This window comes from Nevskia soli DSM 19509, from assembly GCF_000711955.1.
GTDB lineage: Bacteria > Pseudomonadota > Gammaproteobacteria > Nevskiales > Nevskiaceae > Nevskia > Nevskia soli.
Genome location: NZ_JONR01000014.1, coordinates 131,315 through 151,027 on the forward strand (window position 1 = coordinate 131,315; position 19,713 = coordinate 151,027).

19 protein-coding genes and 2 tRNA genes are annotated in these 19,713 nt (G+C 66.3%); 15 read left to right on the forward strand and 6 right to left on the reverse strand.

Features of this window, described 5'->3' with window-relative positions; translation table 11 throughout:
- Positions 1–16: 16 nt before the first annotated feature.
- The 4 genes from BP26_RS0108660 to BP26_RS0108675 all read right to left on the reverse strand — a co-directional run bounded on the left by BP26_RS0108660 (position 17) and on the right by BP26_RS0108675 (position 3,666).
- On the reverse strand, positions 17–781 hold the full coding sequence (locus BP26_RS0108660; RefSeq protein ID WP_245611756.1) for an SDR family NAD(P)-dependent oxidoreductase: 765 nt from the start codon (positions 779–781) through the stop codon (positions 17–19).
- Entirely contained in the window at positions 771–1,439 is a 669-nt protein-coding gene (locus BP26_RS0108665) for an HAD family hydrolase (protein ID WP_245611757.1), read from the reverse strand. Before BP26_RS0108665 ends, BP26_RS0108660 begins: the two co-directional genes overlap by 11 nt.
- Positions 1,440–1,511: 72 nt before the next feature.
- Positions 1,512–2,222 (reverse strand): bifunctional 2-polyprenyl-6-hydroxyphenol methylase/3-demethylubiquinol 3-O-methyltransferase UbiG, encoded by a 711-nt coding sequence (gene ubiG, locus BP26_RS0108670; protein WP_029920182.1) that lies wholly within the window; start codon positions 2,220–2,222, stop codon positions 1,512–1,514.
- A 112-nt stretch (positions 2,223–2,334) separates the two neighbouring features.
- Positions 2,335–3,666 (reverse strand): TRZ/ATZ family hydrolase, encoded by a 1,332-nt coding sequence (locus tag BP26_RS0108675; RefSeq protein WP_029920183.1) that lies wholly within the window; start codon positions 3,664–3,666, stop codon positions 2,335–2,337.
- 60 nt (positions 3,667–3,726) lie between these two features.
- Between BP26_RS0108675 and mtnA the strand changes: the two genes are divergently transcribed.
- The 5 genes from mtnA (at position 3,727) to BP26_RS0108700 (ending at position 6,803) form a co-directional block, all read left to right on the forward strand.
- The gene (gene mtnA / locus BP26_RS0108680; protein ID WP_029920184.1) at positions 3,727–4,743 is read left to right on the forward strand and encodes an S-methyl-5-thioribose-1-phosphate isomerase; all 1,017 of its coding nucleotides are present in this window, start codon (positions 3,727–3,729) and stop codon (positions 4,741–4,743) included.
- A 24-nt stretch (positions 4,744–4,767) separates the two neighbouring features.
- A complete protein-coding gene (locus BP26_RS0108685; RefSeq protein ID WP_029920185.1) occupies positions 4,768–5,295 on the forward strand; it encodes a gamma carbonic anhydrase family protein in 528 nt (175 codons plus the stop codon).
- 92 nt (positions 5,296–5,387) lie between these two features.
- Entirely contained in the window at positions 5,388–5,753 is a 366-nt protein-coding gene (locus BP26_RS0108690) for a YybH family protein (RefSeq protein ID WP_211254869.1), read from the forward strand.
- A gap of 245 nt (positions 5,754–5,998) precedes the next feature.
- Positions 5,999–6,331 carry an ArsR/SmtB family transcription factor gene (locus BP26_RS0108695; protein ID WP_029920187.1) on the forward strand — a complete coding sequence of 111 codons (333 nt, stop codon included), beginning with the start codon at positions 5,999–6,001 and terminating at the stop codon, positions 6,329–6,331.
- Positions 6,324–6,803: an SRPBCC family protein gene (locus tag BP26_RS0108700; RefSeq protein WP_029920188.1), complete on the forward strand. Its 480-nt coding sequence runs from the start codon at positions 6,324–6,326 to the stop codon at positions 6,801–6,803. Before BP26_RS0108695 ends, BP26_RS0108700 begins: the two co-directional genes overlap by 8 nt.
- 12 nt (positions 6,804–6,815) lie before the next feature.
- Here BP26_RS0108700 and BP26_RS29350 read toward each other — a convergent pair whose 3' ends face one another.
- Positions 6,816–7,115 (reverse strand): hypothetical protein, encoded by a 300-nt coding sequence (locus tag BP26_RS29350; protein WP_157572426.1) that lies wholly within the window; start codon positions 7,113–7,115, stop codon positions 6,816–6,818.
- Between the two features lie 271 nt (positions 7,116–7,386).
- Between BP26_RS29350 and BP26_RS26520 the strand changes: the two genes are divergently transcribed.
- The 8 genes from BP26_RS26520 (at position 7,387) to BP26_RS0108745 (ending at position 18,394) form a co-directional block, all read left to right on the forward strand.
- Complete coding sequence (locus BP26_RS26520) at positions 7,387–8,676, forward strand: efflux RND transporter periplasmic adaptor subunit (RefSeq protein WP_051748689.1); 1,290 nt, start codon at positions 7,387–7,389, stop codon at positions 8,674–8,676.
- Positions 8,673–11,891 carry an efflux RND transporter permease subunit gene (locus BP26_RS0108715; protein WP_029920191.1) on the forward strand — a complete coding sequence of 1,073 codons (3,219 nt, stop codon included), beginning with the start codon at positions 8,673–8,675 and terminating at the stop codon, positions 11,889–11,891. The genes BP26_RS26520 and BP26_RS0108715 overlap by 4 nt, the downstream gene beginning before the upstream one ends.
- A 12-nt stretch (positions 11,892–11,903) precedes the next feature.
- Entirely contained in the window at positions 11,904–15,074 is a 3,171-nt protein-coding gene (locus BP26_RS0108720; protein WP_084182925.1) for an efflux RND transporter permease subunit, read from the forward strand.
- A 49-nt stretch (positions 15,075–15,123) separates the two neighbouring features.
- Positions 15,124–15,200: transfer RNA gene (locus BP26_RS0108725), tRNA-Pro, on the forward strand.
- A 53-nt stretch (positions 15,201–15,253) separates the two neighbouring features.
- Positions 15,254–16,222, forward strand: coding sequence for a polyprenyl synthetase family protein (locus tag BP26_RS0108730; RefSeq protein WP_029920193.1), 969 nt, complete (start codon positions 15,254–15,256; stop codon positions 16,220–16,222).
- Positions 16,223–16,233: 11 nt separating this feature from the next.
- Positions 16,234–16,310, forward strand: a tRNA-Pro gene (locus tag BP26_RS0108735).
- A 268-nt stretch (positions 16,311–16,578) separates the two neighbouring features.
- The gene (locus tag BP26_RS26525; protein WP_036516338.1) at positions 16,579–17,058 is read left to right on the forward strand and encodes a hypothetical protein; all 480 of its coding nucleotides are present in this window, start codon (positions 16,579–16,581) and stop codon (positions 17,056–17,058) included.
- A gap of 124 nt (positions 17,059–17,182) precedes the next feature.
- Positions 17,183–18,394, forward strand: coding sequence for an MFS transporter (locus BP26_RS0108745; protein WP_036516340.1), 1,212 nt, complete (start codon positions 17,183–17,185; stop codon positions 18,392–18,394).
- A 1-nt stretch (position 18,395) separates the two neighbouring features.
- Here BP26_RS0108745 and BP26_RS0108750 read toward each other — a convergent pair whose 3' ends face one another.
- A complete protein-coding gene (locus BP26_RS0108750; RefSeq protein ID WP_029920195.1) occupies positions 18,396–18,677 on the reverse strand; it encodes a hypothetical protein in 282 nt (93 codons plus the stop codon).
- A gap of 225 nt (positions 18,678–18,902) precedes the next feature.
- On the opposite strand from BP26_RS0108750, the gene BP26_RS0108755 reads away from it, so the two are divergent.
- Together BP26_RS0108755 and BP26_RS30320 are read left to right on the forward strand one after the other, a co-directional pair.
- Complete coding sequence (locus tag BP26_RS0108755) at positions 18,903–19,421, forward strand: pyridoxamine 5'-phosphate oxidase family protein (RefSeq protein WP_036516343.1); 519 nt, start codon at positions 18,903–18,905, stop codon at positions 19,419–19,421.
- Between the two features lie 72 nt (positions 19,422–19,493).
- Positions 19,494–19,713, forward strand: a 220-nt coding sequence (locus tag BP26_RS30320; protein ID WP_211254870.1) for a hypothetical protein, incomplete at its 3' end; no start/stop codon positions are given.

Here is a 19,713-nt window from a genome sequence, read left to right on the forward strand (position 1 = left end):
CGGAAGTTGAAACGGATCAGCGAGCCGCGCTGAAGCGCTGGCCGCTGCGGCCGGCGCTGTCCGGCCCGAGCAGGTAAAGCAGCCCCGGCATCGCACTCTCCGGCAGCGGCACCGTCTGCGCGTCCTCGCCCGGGTAACCCTTCAGGCGCAGGAATGTGCGTAGCGGGCCCGGATCGTAGGCATTGAGGCGCAGCTGGGTTTTCTTTTCCAGCTCGGAGGCCCAGCTCTTCACCATGCCTTCGACCGCGTACTTGGCGATGCCGAAGGCGCCGCGGTAGGCCTTGTTGTCTTGGCCCGACGGATCGGTGAGGAATACCACGCTGGCATCGGCGCTCTTTTCCAGCAACGGCAGGCTCAGGCGGGTGAGGGTATAGGCGGCGGTGAGGTTGACCTGCAGGCCTTCCATCCAGTCGCGCGGCGCCACGTCGGACAGCGGGGTGAACACGGTGAAATGCGCGGCGGCGTGGACCACGCCGTCGAGCCGCCCGAATTCGCGTTCGATGGTGGCGATCACGTCGCCCATTTCGACCCAGGTGGCGCCGGCCAGGTTCATCGGGTAGATGGCCGGCTTGATGCCCGTCCCGGCCTCGATGGCGTCGTAGACCTTTTCCAGCTTCCTGACGTTGCGGCCGAGCAGCACCGGGGTGGCGCCGTGACGGGCGCAGGCCATTGCCGCGGCGGAACCTACGCCGCCGCCGGCACCGGTGATGAGGATGACGCGTTCACGCAGCAAGCCATCCGCCGGCGCGTAGCCGGCGGGAACCGCGACCTCAGGCAGCACGGCGCAATTCGAGCAGCTGCGCCAGTTCGGCTGGTATATCGAGGATGACGTCGGCCGACCAGCTGCGCGGGTCGGGCTTGTCGCCCATGTAGCCCCAGCCGGCGGCGGCGGTGCGCATGTGCGCGGCACGGCCGGAGAGGATGTCGCGCTCGTCGTCGCCGACGTAGAGGCAGTCGCGGGCGGCGACGCCGACCAGCTTGCTGGCCAGCAGCAGCGGCTCGGGCGCGGGCTTGGGTTTGGGGGTGCTGTCGCCGCTGACCAGGCAGGCGCTGCGCGGAGTCAGGCCGAGGTCGCGCATCAGCGGTTCGCTCAGCTCGGACACCTTATTGGTGACCACGCCCCAGCGTACGCCGGCATGCTCCAGCGCCGTCAGCATCTCGTCGATGCCCGGAAACAGGCAGGAGTTGCGGCTCAGGTTGGCGCGGTAATGCACCAGGAAGCGCTCCTTGCGCTGCGGGTAGGCCGGATCGTCCATGCTGATTCCCAGCGCCACCTTGAGCAGGCCCCGCGCGCCGCAGGAGGCGTACGGGCGGTAGTCGGAGAGGGGGAGTGGCGCCAGATCCTGTTCTTCGCGGACCAGGTTGGCGGCCAGGCCGAGATCGGGAGCCGTGTCGACCAGCGTACCGTCCAGGTCGAACAGTACGCACTTTGGAGTCATCTTCAAAATCATTTCACCGTAGCTTCGCGGCTTCCCGCCTCATGTGGCCATTATCAGCGCAGGCCATGAACCTTAACTGAATGGTTTGTCACAATGCATTAGATAATTCACATCCACGTCGCGTGCCTGGAGGGAGGCCGCGCGCAGTAAAGGGTTGTAACGCAAGCCTATTACCTCCCGCGGCACCAGTCCGGCGGCGCGCGCCCAGCGGTCCAGTTCCGAGGGACGGATGAACTTGGCGTAGTCGTGGGTACCGCGCGGAACCAGCCCCAGGGTGTACTCCGCCGCCACGATCATCAGGGCGTAGGCCTTGGGGTTGCGGTTGATGGTGGAGAACACCACGGTGCCGCCCGGCTTGGCCAGGCGGGCGCAGGCGGCGACCACGGCGGCCGGCTCGGGCACGTGCTCCAGCATTTCCAGGCAGCACACCAGGTCGAAGCTCTCCGGCCGCTCGGCGGCGAGGTCTTCGGCGGCGACCAGGCGGTACTGGGCTTTGACCCCCTGATCCTGGGCGTGCTGCTGCGCCACCTTGATCGAGGCGGCTGCGAGATCGATACCCAGCGCTTCTGCGCCGCCGCGGGCCAGGGCCTCGGTCAGCAGGCCGCCGCCGCAGCCGACATCGAGGGCGGTCTTGCCCTTGAGGCCGCCCGCGACCTGTTCGATATAGCGGGTACGTACCGGGTTGATGACGTGCAGCGCGCCCATCTCGCCGCGCGGATCCCACCAGCGCGTGGCCAGGCTTTCGAAGTGGGCGATCTCGTCGCTGTCGACGTTGGTGTTCATGTACTGGTTAAGGAGTGTAGCGCAAAGTGCTGTTTGAGCACAGTATTTACTCGATAGGCTGGAGGGGAGAGGCGAGCGGCGCAACAGTCGCTGCTTTTCCTGCTTTTTCGCCTCACGCCTCTCGCTTCTCCCCTCCCGCTATTTTGGTGCGCCATTCCGCGGCCTTGGCCAGCGTCCCGGCTTCGTTGAGGGTGAGTAGTTTACAGTCCCGCAGCAGGGGGCGGCCGGCGACATAGACGTCGCTGACCTGGTCGCGGCCGGCGGCATAGACCAGCTGGGACAGCACGTTGTAGACCGGCTGGGTGGCGGGGCGATTGAGGTTCACGGCGATGAAGTCCGCCGCCTTGCCCTTTTCCAGCGAGCCGATCCGGTCTTCCAGGCCCAGTGCCCGTGCGCCGGCCAGGGTGGCCATGTGGAGGGCCGATGCGGCGGGCAGGGCGCTGGCGTCGCCGGCGACGCCCTTGGCCAGCAGGGCGGCGGTGCGCAACTCGCCGAACATGTCGAGATCGTTGTTGCTGGCGGCGCCATCGGTGCCGAGAGCCACGTTGACGCCGGCGGCGAGCAGCTTCGCCACCGGGCAGAAGCCGCTGGCCAGCTTGAGATTGGACTCCGGGCAATGCGCCACGCTGACGCCGAGCCTGGCGGCCTCGGCGATTTCCGCGTCGGTGAGCTGGGTCATGTGCACGGCGATGAAGCCCTGGCCCGGCAGGTCCAGCTCGCGCAGGCGCTGCCAGGGGCGCTTGCCGGCGGCTTGCAGGCCGCCTTCGACTTCCGCCGCGGTTTCGTGCACGTGCATGTGGATGCCGATGCCGAGTTCGGTGGCCAGTTCGCGGATCCGCTTCAGCGGTGCGTCGGAGACGGTATAGGGCGCGTGCGGCGCGAATACCGCGCGCACCAGCGGATCGCCGCGCAGGCGGTCGTGTACCTCCAGGCCGCGATGGATGTATTCCTCCCAGTTCTGCGCCCAGGCGGTGGGGAAGTCGAGCACGATCAGACCGACGTTGGCGCGCAGTCCCACTTCCGCTGCCACGGCGGCGGTGGCGTCGGCGAAGAAATACATGTCGTTGAAGCAGGTGGTGCCGCCGCGGATCATCTCGGCGGCGGCCAGGCGCACGCCGTCGGCGCAGAAGGCGTAGCTGACGTTGGCGCCTTCCGCCGGCCAGATATGGTTCTGCAACCAGTCCATCAGCGGCAGGTCGTCGGCCAGCCCGCGCAGCAGGGCCATGGCGGAGTGGGTGTGGATGTTGACCAGGCCGGGCATCAGGGCATGGTCCGGCAGCTCGAGCGTTTCACGCGGCTGGAAGGCCTGGCGGGCGAAGGCCGCCGGCAGCACGTCGACGATGCGGCCGCCGTCCACGGCGAGGGCATGTTCCTCCAGCACCACACCGGAGGGCTGGATGGGGACCAGCCAGCGCGGCAGGACCAGCAGATCAATGGGCTGCATTCACAAACCCTGCGATTGAGGAAGGTAGAATGCGCGACATTAGACCCGTCGGAATCCCCTGTGACAAGCGCGCCTGAAATCAACGCGGTACAGCCCATCGCCTGGCTCGGCGACCGCCTGCGGTTGCTGGATCAACGCCTGCTGCCGTTGCAGGAAAGTTACATCGACTGCCGCAACGCCGCCGAGGTGGCGGAAGCCATTCACGGCATGGCGGTGCGCGGCGCGCCGGCGATCGGCATTGCCGCCGCCTACGGCCTGGTGCTGGCGGTGCGGCAGGACCGCAATGCCTTCGAAGAGGCCGAGCGCGTGCTGGCCGCCTCGCGGCCCACGGCGGTGAACCTGCGCTGGGCGCTGGCCCGCCTGCGCGGCCTGTGGCAGCGCGGCGCCGATGCGGCCGCGCTGGAGGTGGAAGCACGCCGCATCCACGAAGAGGATCTGGCGCAGAACCTGCTCATGGGCGAGCTGGGCGCGGCGCTGCTGCCGCAGCATGCGCGCGTCATCACCCATTGCAACACCGGCGCGCTGGCCACCGGCGGCCACGGCACCGCGCTGGGCGTAATCCGCACCGCCTATGCGCAGGGCAAGATCGCGCAGGTCTACAACACCGAGACGCGGCCCTGGCTGCAAGGCGCGCGCCTCACCGCCTGGGAGCTGATGCGCGAGGGCATTCCCACGAAGCTGATCGCCGACGGCGCCGCGGCGCACCTGATGCGTATCGAGCGCATCGACTGGGTCATCGTCGGTGCCGACCGCATCGCCGCCAACGGCGACACCGCCAACAAGATCGGCACCTACATGTTGGCGGTTGCCGCGCGGCGCCACGGCGCGAAGTTCATGGTGGTGGCGCCGTCCGGCACCTTCGACCTGGATTGCGCCGATGGCGAGTCGATCCCGATCGAGGAGCGCAGCGCAGAGGAGCTGACCGAGTTCCGCGGGCAGCAGATCGCGCCCAGCGGCATGCAGGCGTTCAACCCGGTATTCGATGTCACGCCGGCGGAATTGATCGACGCGATCGTGTGCGAGCGCGGCGTGATCGAGCATCCCACGGCGGGCAGGGTGACGGCGCTGCTGCGCTGACGTATCGACAGGATAGACAGGACTATGCTCTACGCACTTGAAGACCGCGTGCCCCGGGTTGCCGCCGATGCCTGGGTGGCGGACAGTGCCAGCGTCATCGGCTCGGTGCAGCTCGCCGCCGGCAGCAGCGTCTGGTTCGGCTGCGTGCTGCGCGGCGACAACGACGACATCAGCGTCGGCGAGAACAGCAATGTGCAGGACGGCTCGGTGCTGCACACCGATCCCGGCATCAAGCTGAGCATCGGCCGCGACTGCACCATCGGCCACCAGGTGATGCTGCACGGCTGCACCATCGGCGACGGCAGCCTGGTCGGGATACAGAGCGTGGTGCTGAACCGCGCGGTGATCGGCAGGAATTCTCTGGTCGGCGCCGGCAGCCTGGTGCCGGAGGGGAAGCAGTTTCCGGACGGGGTGCTGCTGATGGGCAGCCCGGCGAAGGTGGTACGCGAATTGTCGCCGGCGGAAATCCAGATGCTGCAGCAGATTCCGAAGATCTACGTGCGCAATGCGCAGCGTTACCGCGACAAGCTGCGCCCGCTGAGCCAGGGCTGAGCGCTGCCGTGACGCGTGCGCTTCGCTGCGGATTGCTGATTCTGCTGGTGCTTGCCGGGTGCGCCGCTGCTCCACCTTCGACAGATGGGGAAGTGACGAGCATACGTACCGTGCTGGCCGAGCAGGCCGCGGCCTGGAATCGCGGCGATATCGACGGCTTCATGCAGGGTTACTGGAACAGCGAGCAGCTGCGCTTCGCTTCCGGCGACAGCGTCACCTACGGCTGGGCGGCGGCGAACCAGCGTTACCACGCCCATTATCCCGACCGCGCCGCCATGGGTACGCTGGAATTCTCCGGCCTCGATGTGGAACTGCTGGCGCCGGATGCGGCCGTCGTTTTCGGCCATTGGGCGTTGCAGCGGGAGCATGACCGGCCGCATGGGCTGTTCACCCTGGTGCTGCGCAAGACCGCTGACGGCTGGAGGATCAGCCGCGACCATACTTCGGCCGCAGACTGAGCGAATAGCGCTCAGGAAGTCCGGGTTGAGCCAGGAGGCCCGGTAAGGTCCGGGAACGCCTGATTGGTGCCCGACCTCACCATGCGTGCCATGTGTGCCATCGTTTTTTGTTGGCACGCATGCGGCGACCGCTTCCGGGAATGTACGCGTGCGCATGTCGGCAATCCCTGAGCATTTGAGCATTACTTGACATGCAAGACGTGACTTGCCTATTCTTTTGGCAAGTAAATACTTGCATATAGTTCATGACGGAGCACCACGACACCGACGTGCTGTTCAAGGCGCTTGCGGATGCCAGCCGGCGCAAGCTGCTGGATCTGTTGCATGCGCACGATGGCCGCACGCTCAACGAGTTGTGCGAGCACCTGGACATGACGCGGCAGGGTGTGACGCAGCACCTGGACCTGCTGGAGGCGGCGAACCTGGTCGCCACCGTGCGGCGCGGCCGCGAAAAACTGCACTTCCTCAATCCGGTACCGCTGCAGGAAATCTACGAGCGCTGGATTGCCAAGTTTGAAAAGCCGCGCCTGAAGGCGCTTGCCGATCTGAAACGACGAATGGAGAAACCCAATGGCTAAATCGACCTTTGTCTACGTGACCTACATCCGCACCACGCCGGAGAAGCTGTGGTCGGCACTGACCGACGACGTGGAATTCATGAAGCAGTACTGGTTCGGCGTGCACTGCGAGAGCCGGTGGACGGCGGGATCCTCGTGGAAGATGGTGCAGGGCGACGGTCAGGTCAGCGATGCCGGCGAGATCGTCGAGGCCGAACCGCCGCGGCGCCTGGTGATCCGCTGGCGGCACCAGAGCAAGCCCGAGCTCAAGGCCGAAGGCGAGTCGCTCTGCACGATGGAACTGGAGCCCAGTGGAACGGCGGTCAAGCTGTCCATCACCCACACCATCGAGCGCGACCCCTCGAAACTCATCGCGGCGGTGTCCGGTGGCTGGCCGAAGATCGTCTCCAACCTGAAGTCCCTGCTGGAGACCGGCTCCATCGCTTTGCAGGAGCCCTATCCCAATCAGAGCGCGCACTCCGGAAAGGAGTGAACGCAATCCGGATCAAAGGAATCGGCAGATCGTTCCGGAGATCAACCCACGCTCGCCTTCATTGGGCAACCGTTTTTCCAGCACGCCGCCGACGCGGGGCCGGATTTCGACGGTATTCACCGCCTCGGTCTGGGCGACGTAGTCCTCGGTCACGGTGGCCGCCCGCGGCGTCACGGTGACGATGGCGACATCCACGGATGGGGGTGGAGGTGGGGGCTTCTTGCCGCAGCCCGTCAACAGCAGGGAGGCAGCGCCGAAACACAAGGCCAGCCGCACCGTTTTCAAGCCAAACTCTACGCCATGTTGAGACATGAGCGGATCCCTGTCGTTTGCCGTCGCGGGCGCGAGCGGACCGGCCGTGCTTTCCCCTGCACCCGGCCGGGCATGGAGGACAAACTAGCCTAGTGTGCGGTATGGCGCCAACCGCGCATGGCGCGACTTGCAAGGGAAAAGGCACTCCGCCTGATACATTTCTTAACTGCTACTCTAGCGAACCAGCTGCGATTTTCATGCATCCAAGCCGCATAATTCCGCGTCCACATCCCCCTGCGGTGAAAGACCGCCGCCTCTGGAGTCAAGCACTATGCGCAAGGCGACCCTGATCGTCGTCGCGTCCGTTGTGGCAGCCGGTTTGCTCGCCGCCTGTTCGCATTCCTCCTCATCGCAGGACTCCAGCGCCAAGAAAGGCAGCGGCAAGCGGGGCAAGATGGCCGAAACCGGTCCCATCCCGGTCACCGTCGCCACGGTCGCCAAGCAGGACATGCCGGTCTATCTCAACGGCCTCGGCTCGGTGGTCGCGTTCAACACGGCCACCATCCTGGCCCAGGTCTCGGGCCAGCTGGTCGCCGTGCCATTCAAGGAAGGCGACGAGGTGGCGAAAGGCGCCTTGCTGGCGCAGGTCGATCCGCGTCCGTTCCAGGCCACGCTGGACCAGGCTATCGCCAAGAAGGCGCAGGATGCGGCGGCCCTGGTCAGCGCCAGGCTCGATCTCAAGCGCTACCAGGACCTGCTGCCCGACGGGTACGTCACCGGCCAGCAGGTGGATCAGCAGAAAGCCACGGTGGACTCCGACGCGGCGCTGGTGCAGGCCGACGAGGCTGCGATCGAAAGCGCCCGCGTGCAGGTCTCCTTCACCCGCATCACCGCGCCGTTTGACGGCGTGGTGGGCATCCGCCAGGTCGACGTCGGCAATCTGGTCTCCGCCTCCGGCGCCACCGGCATCGTGGTGCTGACGCAGATTAAACCGATCACGCTCACTTTCACGCTGCCGGAGCAGTCCCTGCCGCAGATCCGCTCCGCCGAAGACCAGCCGCTGACCGTGCTGGCGGTGACCCGCGACAACCAGACCGAACTGGCGCGCGGCAAGCTGACCGCTTTCGACAGCCAGATCGATACCTCGACCGGCACCATCAAGATCAAGGCCACCTTCGACAATCAGGACAAGAAGCTGTGGCCGGGCCAGTTCGTCAATGCGCGCCTGCTGGTGCGCACCGCGCACGACGCGCTGACGGTGCCGGCGCCGGCGGTGCAGCTCGGCCCCAACGGCAGCTATGTCTACAAGGTCCAGCCCGACGAGACGGTGCAGATGCAGCCGGTCACGGTGGGACAGACCGAGGGCAACCTGGCACTGGTCACCGAGGGCCTGGCGGAAGGCGACACGGTGGTGGTGGATGGGCAGTCGCGCCTGCAGCCGGGCTCCAAGGTGCAGGTCACCACGGCGGGCGACGATGCGGGCAGTTCCTCCTCTTCCGGAGGCGGTTCCTCCGGCGGTGTTTCTTCCTCGGGCGGTCAGCATCACCGCCACAAGAAGGATCAGGACGGAAGCGGCGGCGGCAGCAGCAGCGGTGGCGGAGCTTCCGGCGGCCTGCAATGAGCGTCAGCGAACCCTTCATCGAGCGCCCCATCGCCACATCGCTGCTGATGGTGGCGGTGCTGTTGCTGGGCATCCTCGGTTATCGCTTCCTGGCCATTTCCGCCTTGCCGGCGGTGGATTTCCCCACCATCCAGGTTACTACCCAGTATCCCGGGGCCAGTCCCTCGGTGATGAGTTCGCTGGTGACGACGCCGCTGGAGCGGCAGTTCGGCGAGATCGCCGGCCTGTCGTCGATGAATTCGGTCAGCTCCTTCGGCGTTTCCACCATCACCCTGCAGTTCGGCCTCGACCGCAACATCGACGATGCGGCGCAGGACGTGCAGTCGGCGATCAACGCCACCAAGGGCGTGCTGCCGAGCAACCTGCCGTACCCGCCGTCCTACAGCAAGGTCAATCCTGCCGATGCGCCGATCCTGTCGCTGGCGGTGACCTCGGACACCCTGACCATCGACAAGGTCAACGATTTCGCCGACACCATCCTGGGACAGAAGCTGTCGCAGGTTTCCGGCGTCGGCCTGGTCAGCATCGAGGGCAACCAGAAGCCGGCGGTGCGCATCCAGGTCAACCCGGCGGCGCTGGCCGGCATCGGCCTCGGCCTCGAGGATGTGCGCTCGACGCTGACGGTGGCCAATGTCAATGCGCCCAAGGGCAGCTTCAACGGCGCCTCGCAGTCCTACACCATCGGCTCCAACGACCAGATCACTGCGGCGGCCGATTACCGGCCGATCATCGTCACCTACAAGAACGGCGCGCCGGTGCGCCTGTCCGACATCGCCAATGTCGTCGACGGCGCCGAGAACGAGATGCTGTCGGCCTGGGTCGGCACGCCCCAGGGAACCAAGCCGGCGGTGCTGCTGGATATCCGGCGCCAGCCCGGCGCCAACATCATCCAGACGGTGGACGCCATCAAGGCCCTGCTGCCGAAGCTGGAGGCGAGCATTCCGGCGACGGTCAAGGTCAGCATCCTGTCGGACCGCACCCAGACCATCCGCGCTTCCGTCGCCGATGTGCAGTTCACCCTGCTGCTGACGGTGGCGCTGGTGGTGATGGTGATCTTCGTATTCCTGCGCAAGCTGTGGGCCACGGTGATTCCCAGCGTGGCGCTGCCGTTGTCGCTGGTCGGCACTTTCGGCGTGATGGCGCTGTGCAATTTCTCGCTCGACAACCTGTCGCTGATGGCGCTGACCATCGCCACCGGCTTCGTGGTGGACGATGCCATCGTCATGATCGAGAACATCGTCCGCTACATCGAGCAGGGCATGGAGCCGGAAGAGGCGGCGCGGGTCGGCGCCAGCCAGATCGGCTTCACCGTGATCTCGCTGACGGTGTCGCTGATTGCGGTGTTCATTCCATTGCTGCTGATGTCCGGCATCGTCGGCCGCCTGTTCCGTGAATTTGCCCTGGTGCTGTCGATCGCGGTGGTGCTGTCGGCGGTGGTCTCGCTGACGCTGACGCCGATGATGTGCGCCAAGCTGCTCAAGGCCGAGGATGCGCACCAGCCCGGCACCGAAGGACGCGGCCTGCTGGCTTGGAGCGAGCGCATGTTCCAGCGCGGCATCGACGCTTACGGGCGCAGTCTGCGCTGGGTGATGAAGCGGCAGTTCATCACCCTGATGGTGGCGATCGGCACGCTGGTGTTCACCGTGCTGCTGTACATCCTGATCCCCAAGGGATTGATCCCGATCCAGGATACGGGCGTCATCACCGGCATCACCGAGGCGGGGCAGAGCATTTCTTTTCCCGCCATGGAAGCGCGGCAGCACGCCATCTCGGACATCGTGCGGCAGGATCCGGCGGTACAGAACGTGTCTTCCTTCGTCGGCGCCGGCACGGTCAACCCCACGCTCAACTCGGGACGGCTGACCATCGTGCTCAAGCCGCACGGCCAGCGTCCGGACATCGACACGGTGATGCGGCGCCTGAAGGATGCCGTCGCCAATGTCGAGGGGATCGCGCTGTTCATGCAGCCGGTGCAGGATCTGCAGATCGACAGCCAGGTCAGCCGCACGCAATACCAGTACGTGCTGCAGGACACCGACAACGAGGAGCTGCGCCAGTGGGCGCCCAAGCTCACCGCCGCGATCCAGCAGCGTCCGGAGTTCGCCGACGTCACCAGCGACCTGCAGGCGCAGGGGCAGCAGCTGCTGCTCAACATCGACCGCGACCGCGCCAGCCAGTTCGGCGTGCCGATCCAGTCCATCGACGATACGCTGTACGACGCGTTCGGTCAGCGCCAGGTCAGCACCATCTACACCGAGCTGAACCAGTACCGCGTGGTGCTGGAAGTGGCGCCGGAGTTCCGCGACCGGCCGGAGACCATGCAGAAGCTGTACGTGCGCGCGAACGCCAACTACACCACGCTGTCCAGCGCCAGCGCCTCCAACGCCAATGCTTCGAAGGCGATCAATACGGCTTCGACCAGCGGGTCTTCCAGCGTCGACATGGTGCCGCTGTCGGCGGTGGCCAGCATGAGCATCACCACCGCGCCGCTGGTGGTGACCCACGAAGACCAGCTGTCGGCGGTGACGATCTCCTTCAACCTGGCGCCGGGTTCTTCGCTGGGCGATGCCCTGGCCGGCATTACCGAGGTGGAGAAGGAAATCGGCATGCCGAACACCATCCAGTCCAGCTATTCCGGCACGGCGGCGGAGTTCAAGTCCTCGCTGGCGAGCGAGCCGATGCTGATCCTGGCGGCGGTGGTGGTGATCTACATCGTGCTGGGTGTGCTGTACGAGAGCTATATCCATCCCATCACCATCCTGTCGACGCTGCCGTCCGCGGGTGTGGGCGCGCTGCTGGCGCTGATGATCACCGGGCAGGAGCTGTCGATCGTGGCCCTGATCGGCATCATCCTGCTGATCGGCATCGTCAAGAAAAACGCCATCATGATGATCGACTTCGCGCTCGAGGCGGAGCGGGAGCACGGCATGGCGCCGGAAGAGTCGATCTACCAGGCGGCGCTGCTGCGCTTCCGTCCGATCATGATGACCACCATGGCGGCCCTGCTGGGCGCCCTGCCGCTGGCCCTGGCGCACGGCAACGGTTCGGAGCTGCGGCTGCCGCTGGGCATTTCCATCGTCGGCGGCCTGCTGCTGTCGCAGGTGCTGACGCTGTACACGACGCCGGTGATCTACCTGTACATGGATCGGCTGGCGGCTTGGGTGGGTGAGTTGCGCGGCTCGTCCGCGCGGCACGAACCGGCGGCGAACCATTAATACGCCAGCGCCATGAGCACGGAACAGGAGCAGGCGCCGGTCGGCGACAGCCGGCAGGAAAAGGCCAATGTTGCACTGTTCAACATCAGCGCGCCGTTCATCCGCCGTCCCATCGGCACCACGTTGCTGGCGGCGGGCATCTTCCTGATCGGCATGCTGGCGCGCCATGCCTTGCCGGTGGCGCCGCTGCCGAATGTGGACATGCCGATCGTCTTCGTCTCCGCCAGCCAGCCCGGCGCGGCGCCGGGCACCATGGCGACCACCGTGTCGGCGCCGCTGGAGCGGCATTTCGGGCAGATCGGCGGCATCAACGAGATCACCTCGACCAGCGCGCTGGGCAGCACCACGGTGATCATGCAGTTCGACCTGAGCAAGAACGTCGACGGCGCCGCGCGCGATGTCTCGGAGGCGATCAGCGCCGCTTCCGCCGATCTTCCCGCGGGCATGCCGTCGCCGCCCACCTACCGCAAGGCCAATCCGAGCAATGCGCCGGTGATGATCCTGGCGCTGACCTCGAAGACGCATACGCTGGCCGACCTGTACAACTATTCCGACTCGCTGCTGGCGCAGCGCATCAGCCAGGTCAAGGGCGTCAGCCAGGTCGACGTGGTCGGCGGCGCGCAGCCGGCGGTCCACATCCAGGTCAATACCAGTGCGCTGGCCGCCATGGGCCTGAACCTGGTGGACGTGCAGAACGCGCTGGCGGGCCTCAGCGCGCTGTCGCCGAAGGGTTCGCTGGGCGACGGCGCCCAGACCTTCGTCATCGACGCCAACGACCAGCTCAACGGCGCCAAGGACTTCAAGTCCCTGATCGTGGGCATGCACAACGGCGTGCCGGTGCCGATGTCGGCGGTGGCCACCATCATCGATGGCCAGCTCAACCCGTTCCAGGCCGGCTGGTTCAACAAGGACCGCTCGGTGCTGCTGATGATCCGCAAGCAGTCCGATGCCAACGTCATCGAGACCGTCGACGGCGTGACGGCCCTGATGCCGCTGCTGAGCAGCTGGCTGCCGCCGGGCGTGAACCTGGACGTGCAGACCGACCGTACGGTGACCATCCGCGCCTCGGTCAACGACGTGCAGTTCTCGTTGCTGCTGTCGGTGACCCTGGTGGTGCTGGTGATGCTGCTGTTCCTGCGCCGTGGCGTGCCCACCGCCATCGCCGGCGTCACCGTGCCGCTGTCGCTGGCCGCCACCTTCGCCGTGATGTGGCTGTTCGGCTTCAGCGTCGACAATTTCTCGCTGATGGCCCTGACCATCGCTGTGGGCTTCGTGGTGGACGACGCCATCGTCGTCATCGAGAACATCACGCGGCATATCGAAGCCGGCATGAAGCCGTTCCCCGCCGCTCTGCAGGGCGGCCGCGAGATCGGCTTCACCGTGCTGTCGATGAGCCTGTCGCTGATCGCGGTATTCATCCCGATCCTGTTCATGGGCGGGGTGGTGGGCAAGCTGTTCCATGAGTTCGCGGTGACGCTGGCGGCGGCGATCGCCGTGTCCGGCGTGGTCTCGCTGACGCTGACGCCCTCGCTGTGCGGGCGCTACCTGCGCGCGGAACGCAAGGACAAGCCGCCCGGACGTTTCTCGCGCGCCGCCGAGCGCGGCTTCGAGTGGCTGCTCGACGGCTACCGCAGGGGCCTGGAATTCACCCTGCGGCACAGCTGGCTGATGCTGCTGGTCACCCTGGCCGCGGTGGTCGGCACCGTGTACCTGTATATCGCGGTGCCCAAGGGCTTCTTCCCGCAGCAGGACACCGGGATGATCCAGGGCTCGACCCAGGCGGCGCAGAACATCTCCTACGACGCCATGGTGGCGAAGCAGCAGCTGGCCGCGGACATCGTGTTGAAGGACCCGGACGTGGAGTCGATGGGCTCCTTCCTTGGCGGCCGCAACACCGCCAACAACGGCAGCATGTTCATCACGCTCAAGACCAAGGCCAATGGCCGCAAGGCGACGGTGGACCAGATCATCGCCCGCATGCGGCCCAAGTTTTCCTCGATCCCCGGCCTCAGCGTGTTCCTGCAGCCGGTGCAGGATGTGAGGGTGGGGGGACGCACCGGCAGCTCGCAGTACATCTACGCCCTGCAATCCTCGGACATCCAGGAGTTGTACACCTGGGTGCCCAGGCTGGTGGACAAGCTCAGCACCCTGCCGCAGCTCAAGGACGTGAGCAGCGACATGCAGAAGACCGGCCTGCAGATGAACGTGGTGGTGGACCGCGATACCGCTTCGCGCCTGGGCCTGACGCCGGCCGATATCGATCGCGCGCTGGGCAACGCCTTCGGCCAGGCGCAGGTGCTGATCACCTACACCGAGCTGAACCAGTACCACGTGATCCTGGAGGCGCTGCCCAGCGACCAGCGCGATCCGGACACCTTGAACCGCATCCATCTCGTCTCGGCGGGCGGCGCGATCATTCCGCTGTCGGCGGTGGCGCACTTCGAAAGCGGCATCGCGCCGCTGTCGATCAGCCACCAGGGGCAGTTCCCGGTGGTCAACGTCAGCTTCAACCTGGCGCCGGACGTGTCGCTGGGCGATGCCACGCTGCTGATCCAGAAGGCGCTGCTCGACCTGCATGTGCCGGGTGACATGCGCGGCGATTTCGCCGGCAATGCACAGCTGTTCCAGCAGTCGCTGAGTACGCTGCCGATCCTGATCCTCACCGCCCTGCTGGCGGTGTACATCGTGCTGGGCATGCTCTACGAGAGCCTGATCCACCCGCTGACCATCCTGTCGACCCTGCCGACGGCGGGTATCGGCGCGCTGCTGGCGCTGCTGGTGACCGGCACCGACCTGTCGATCGTCGCCATCATCGGCATCATCCTGCTGATCGGCATCGTCAAGAAGAACGCGATCATGATGATCGACTTCGCCCTGGATGCGGAGCGCACCCGCGGCATATCGCCGCGCGACGCCATTTACGAGGCCTGCCTGGTCCGCTTCCGGCCGATCATGATGACCACCATGGCGGCGCTGTTCGGCGCGGTGCCGCTGGCGGCGGGCATGGGTACCGGTTCGGAACTGCGCCAGCCGCTGGGCATCGCGGTGATCGGCGGCCTGCTGCTGTCGCAGATGCTGACCCTGTTCACCACACCGGTGGTGTACCTGGCGCTGGAGCGCCTGGCGGTGCGCAAGCACAAACGGAAGATAATCCCTCCCGCCGGCCCGCTACCCGCGAATTGACATCAAAAATCACCGGCTTGCGTGCAATTCGCGCTAAAATCCCGGAACACGGGGTGTAGCGCAGTCTGGTAGCGCACCTGCCTTGGGCGCAGGTGGTCGCAGGTTCGAATCCTGTCACCCCGACCAAATAGCTTCTACAACCATCAACTTACGCTCAACCGGGCGCCTCTGACTACTGAATGGACCTGAAATCCGTCCTTGCCCCCGTTATGGGCGACATGGACCGCGTCGACACCTTGATTCGCGCGCGTCTGTCCTCCGAAGTGGTCCTGATCAACGAGATCGGCGGCTACATCATCAACGCCGGGGGCAAGCGTCTGCGTCCGGCGCTGGTGCTGCTCAGCGCGCGCGCCTGCGGCGCGCGGGGCGAGTTGCCCTGCCTGCTGGCCGCAGTGATCGAGTTCATCCATACCGCGACCCTGCTGCACGATGATGTGGTGGACCATTCCGACCGCCGCCGCGGCCTCAAGACCGCCAACGCAGTGTGGGGCAACTCCGGCGCGGTGCTGTCGGGCGATTTCCTCTATTCGCGCAGCTTCCAGCTGATGGTCGAAGCCAACCGCATGCCGGTCATGCGCGTCATGGCCGACGCCACCAACGCCATTTCCGAAGGCGAAGTGCTGCAGCTGATGAACTGCAACGATCCTGAGGTCACCGAGGAGCGCTACCTGCGGGTGATCGAGCTGAAGACCTCGCGCCTGTTCCAGGCCGCTTCCGAGGTCGGCGCCATCGCCGCCGATGCCACGCCGCAGCAGCAGGCGCAGATGGCCGCCTACGGCCACGCCCTGGGCATGGCGTATCAGTTGGTGGACGATCTGCTGGACTACACCGCCGACCCCGAAGTCAGCGGCAAGAACCTCGGCATCGACCTGGCCGAAGGCAAGCCGACGCTGCCGCTGATCTACACCATGCGCAAGGGCACTGCGGAGCAGGGTGCCTTGATCCGCGACGCCATCGTGCAGGGGCGTGCGGAAAAACTGACCGAAGTGCTCGCGGCCGTTGAAGCAGCCGGCGCAATCCCGTACACTCGCGCCCTCGCTGAACGCTATAGCGATTCGGCGATCGCGGCACTGGGGGGATTTCCCGATTCTCCGTTCAAACAGGCGCTGCAAGATCTGGCCCGTTTTACCATCCAGCGGATGAGTTGAGAGGGGCCTGGCGGGGCGTAGCTCAGCTTGGTAGAGCGCTTGCTTCGGGAGCAAGAGGTCGCAGGTTCGAATCCTGTCGCCCCGACCACTTTTTTATATCCATATCAACAGCTTGTTTTCCGGCCTTGATGGCTGAAGCTGACACCCTCTGCCTCGTTCGCCATGCGATCCCGGGCAGATTCCCCGGACTGGGTGATCCTTCGGCGCGTCTGACGCGCCACCGTTGAACCGGGCGGAGCGGCATCCCCGGCAAAGAGAAATGAGCGATGGAACAGCGGGCCATAATTCCTTGGTGTGATCGCCGCCGGGCGTACTGTGCTTCGGGTTGTTCGACTGACCCCCGCACGCATTCCGGTGTGTGCGACTGGGAGGCGAAGTTCGCGGCCACCGCGCCGGCGCCCCTGGTCGTCGCTCCCCAGGCTTCCGCCGCGCCCGAGCGGCGGCCCGCTCCGCAGCAGCAACAGCCCAATTCCCAGCAGCAGCCCAATCCGCAGCATCAGCCGCGACAGCAGCAGGCACGCCATCCGTCGCAACTGCGCTCCAGGCCCGGCAAGGGACAGGGACAGCCTGGTGGACAGGGCCGGCCGGAACGCCCCCACCGTCAGCCGCGCGTTGCGCCGGCTGTGGACGGCGCCGCGGCGCCGACTGCTGCCGCACCCGCAGCAAGCCCCGACACGGGCGTGGAAGCTGTCGTGGCGCAGGTGGAATTGTTCGCGGCCCCGGCTCCCGCTCCGGTGGAAGTCAAGGCGCCGGTCGTTGTCGCGCCGGTGGCCGAGGTCGTTGCTCCGGCTCCGGCTCCGGCTCCGGCTCCGGCCGAGCCGGTCAGCAACGACTAGACCTGGTTGAAGCGCCCGGCCGCCGTTGCTGCGGCGCCCGGGCCGGATACATGGACCCGGATTTGTTGCGGGCGCGGTCATACCGGCAAGCATCCGCCCGGGACCACAGCACAAAGGCGGTTCGATGATCGAGCGGAACCCCGCGCCGCATAAAGCCGGCCCGGTCCTGTTTGCACTCGCGGTCGGCGGCTTCGCCATCGGCACCACCGAGTTCGCGACGATGAGCCTGCTGCCGGACTTCGCCCGCGGCCTGGATATCGACGCTCCCACTGCCGGCCACGTCATCAGTGCTTATGCGCTGGGCGTGGTGGTGGGCGCGCCGGTGATCGCGGTGCTGGCGGCGCGGCTGGCGCGGCGCACCCTGCTGATCCTGCTGATGGCGCTCTTCGCACTGGGCAATGGCCTCAGTGCGTTGGCGCCGGACTATGGCTGGATGATGGCCTTCCGTTTCCTCAGCGGGCTGCCGCACGGCGCCTATTTCGGCACGGCCGCGCTGGTGGCCGCTTCGCTGGTGCCGGTTAACCGCCGCACGCAGGCGGTGGGACGCATCTTCCTCGGTCTGACCTGCGCCACGGTGGTCGGCGTGCCGGCGGCCAATGCGTTGGGCCGCGCGGTCGGCTGGCGCTGGAGCTTCGGCGTGGTGGCCATGCTCGGGCTGCTGACCATGGCGCTGGTGGCGTGGCTGGCGCCGCGCACGGCGGCGGACCCGCAGTCGAGTCCGCTGCGCGAACTGGGCGCGCTGAAGCGCATGCAGGTGTGGCTGACGCTCGGCACCGGGGCGATCGGTTTCGGCGGCCTCTTTGCCGTCTATACCTACCTGGCCGATATCCTGACGCGGGTGACGCTGGTCTCCGCCAACACGGTGCCGGTGGTGCTGGCGATCTTCGGCATGGGCATGACCCTCGGCAACATCGCCGTGCCCTGGGCGGCGGACCGCCGCATCATGACCACCGCCGCCGGGCTGCTGCTGTGGAGCGCGCTGGTGCTGGCGCTGTTTCCTTTCGTTGCGGGCAATCTCTGGCTGGTTTCCATCGACGTGTTCCTGATCGGCATCGGCGGCGCGCTCGGCACGGTGTTACAAACGCGGCTGATGGACGTGGCCGAGGATGCGCAGGGACTGGCGGCCTCGCTGAATCATTCGGCCTTCAATACGGCCAATGCACTCGGGCCGTTTCTCGGCGGCCTGGCCATCGCCGGCGGCTACGGCTGGACTTCGCCGGGCTGGGTGGGCTGCCTGCTGGCCCTTGGCGGTTTGGCGTTATGCCTGCTTTCCGCCTTTCTAGGCAGAAGGCAGTTGCAACTGGCGCAGCAGCAAGTCCAGACGGCGGCGCGGTAGCTCAGGGGTTGGGCGCCAGCGCCTGTCCCCGGCTTGCCAGCCCGGTCAGCAGGGTGTGATTCAGGGCGCTGACGGCCTGCAGGCGTTGCCGCGCGTCTCCCGCCAGCCTGACGTGCAGTTCCATGATGTGGCCGGCGTGGTCGGCGCCGATGATGAAGACCTCCGGGTCGGGCGATCGCAGCACGTCGGGGTTGGCCTTGGCGATGTCCAGCAGCAGGCGCTCGTCTTCCTCCACCTTGCCCATCATGCGCCACTGCCGCACGGTGGCGCTGATACCCCTCATGTCCCAGTTGATCGCGGTACCGGTGATGAAGCTCTGGCTGGGGACGATGGCGGGGCTGCATTCGACGGCTTGCCGGCGTGAAGGGTTCGGTGATGTCGCGCATCCGCGCGGCGGTTCGCCGGGTCTTTGGCATGGCGGGGGAACTTCCGGCGCGGTGCGCCCACTAAAAATCACGGCCGGCGCGGTTCCCTCGCGCCGGCCAGGAAATCTGAGGAGGTTCAGGACATGGAACAGTCCCGCATTCGGGAGGCCGATGATGGACAGGCCCTGGTGCATCTACGCAGGATGGTCGACAAGGCCGGGGTGGCGATGCTCACCACGGTGAGCGGCGACGGCCGCTTGCGCAGCCGTCCGCTGCATACCGAGCGGATGGATGAGGACGGTGCGCTGTGGTTCATCGTCAACGCGGCGGCGCCCAAGGTCGGTGAAATCCAGGATCACGAGGGTGAGGTCGGCGTTTCGTATGTCGATCTGGAAAATCAGAATTTCGTGTCCCTCACCGGCACCGCGCGCCTGGTGCACGACGCGGCGAAGAAAGCCGCTCTGTGGGGACGGATCAGCGAAGCCTGGTTCCCGCATGGCAAGGAGGATCCATCCATTGCCCTGCTCAAGGTTGTTCCCGAACGCGGTGAATACTGGGATGGGCCGGCCGGCAAGGCCGGCCGGTTCCTGGCGTTCATGAAGGCTGCGGTGGCGGGCGACGTCAGCGGTTTCGGCACGCAACGCAAGTTCAAGGTGCCATAGCTTCCGCGCTATTGGCGCAAGCCGGCGCGACGGTCGCCGGCATCAGGAGCACGTTCCATGGGAGCACGATCCATGTCGGCAAGAAAGCAGCGGGCCGGTGTGCGGCAGGAACAGATCCGCGGCTGGAATCTGAGCGCGGCCCTGATTCTTGAAGTCGTGCAGGCCGACGTCGCGCCGCTGTTCATGCTTAGAGCCTGTAACAGAATGAATCGCACCTGCGTTGCAGTCCAAAATCGCGTCAGGCAAGGCGGAGGCCCCAGCCATGGTGATTCCATGGCTGGGGCTGACAACG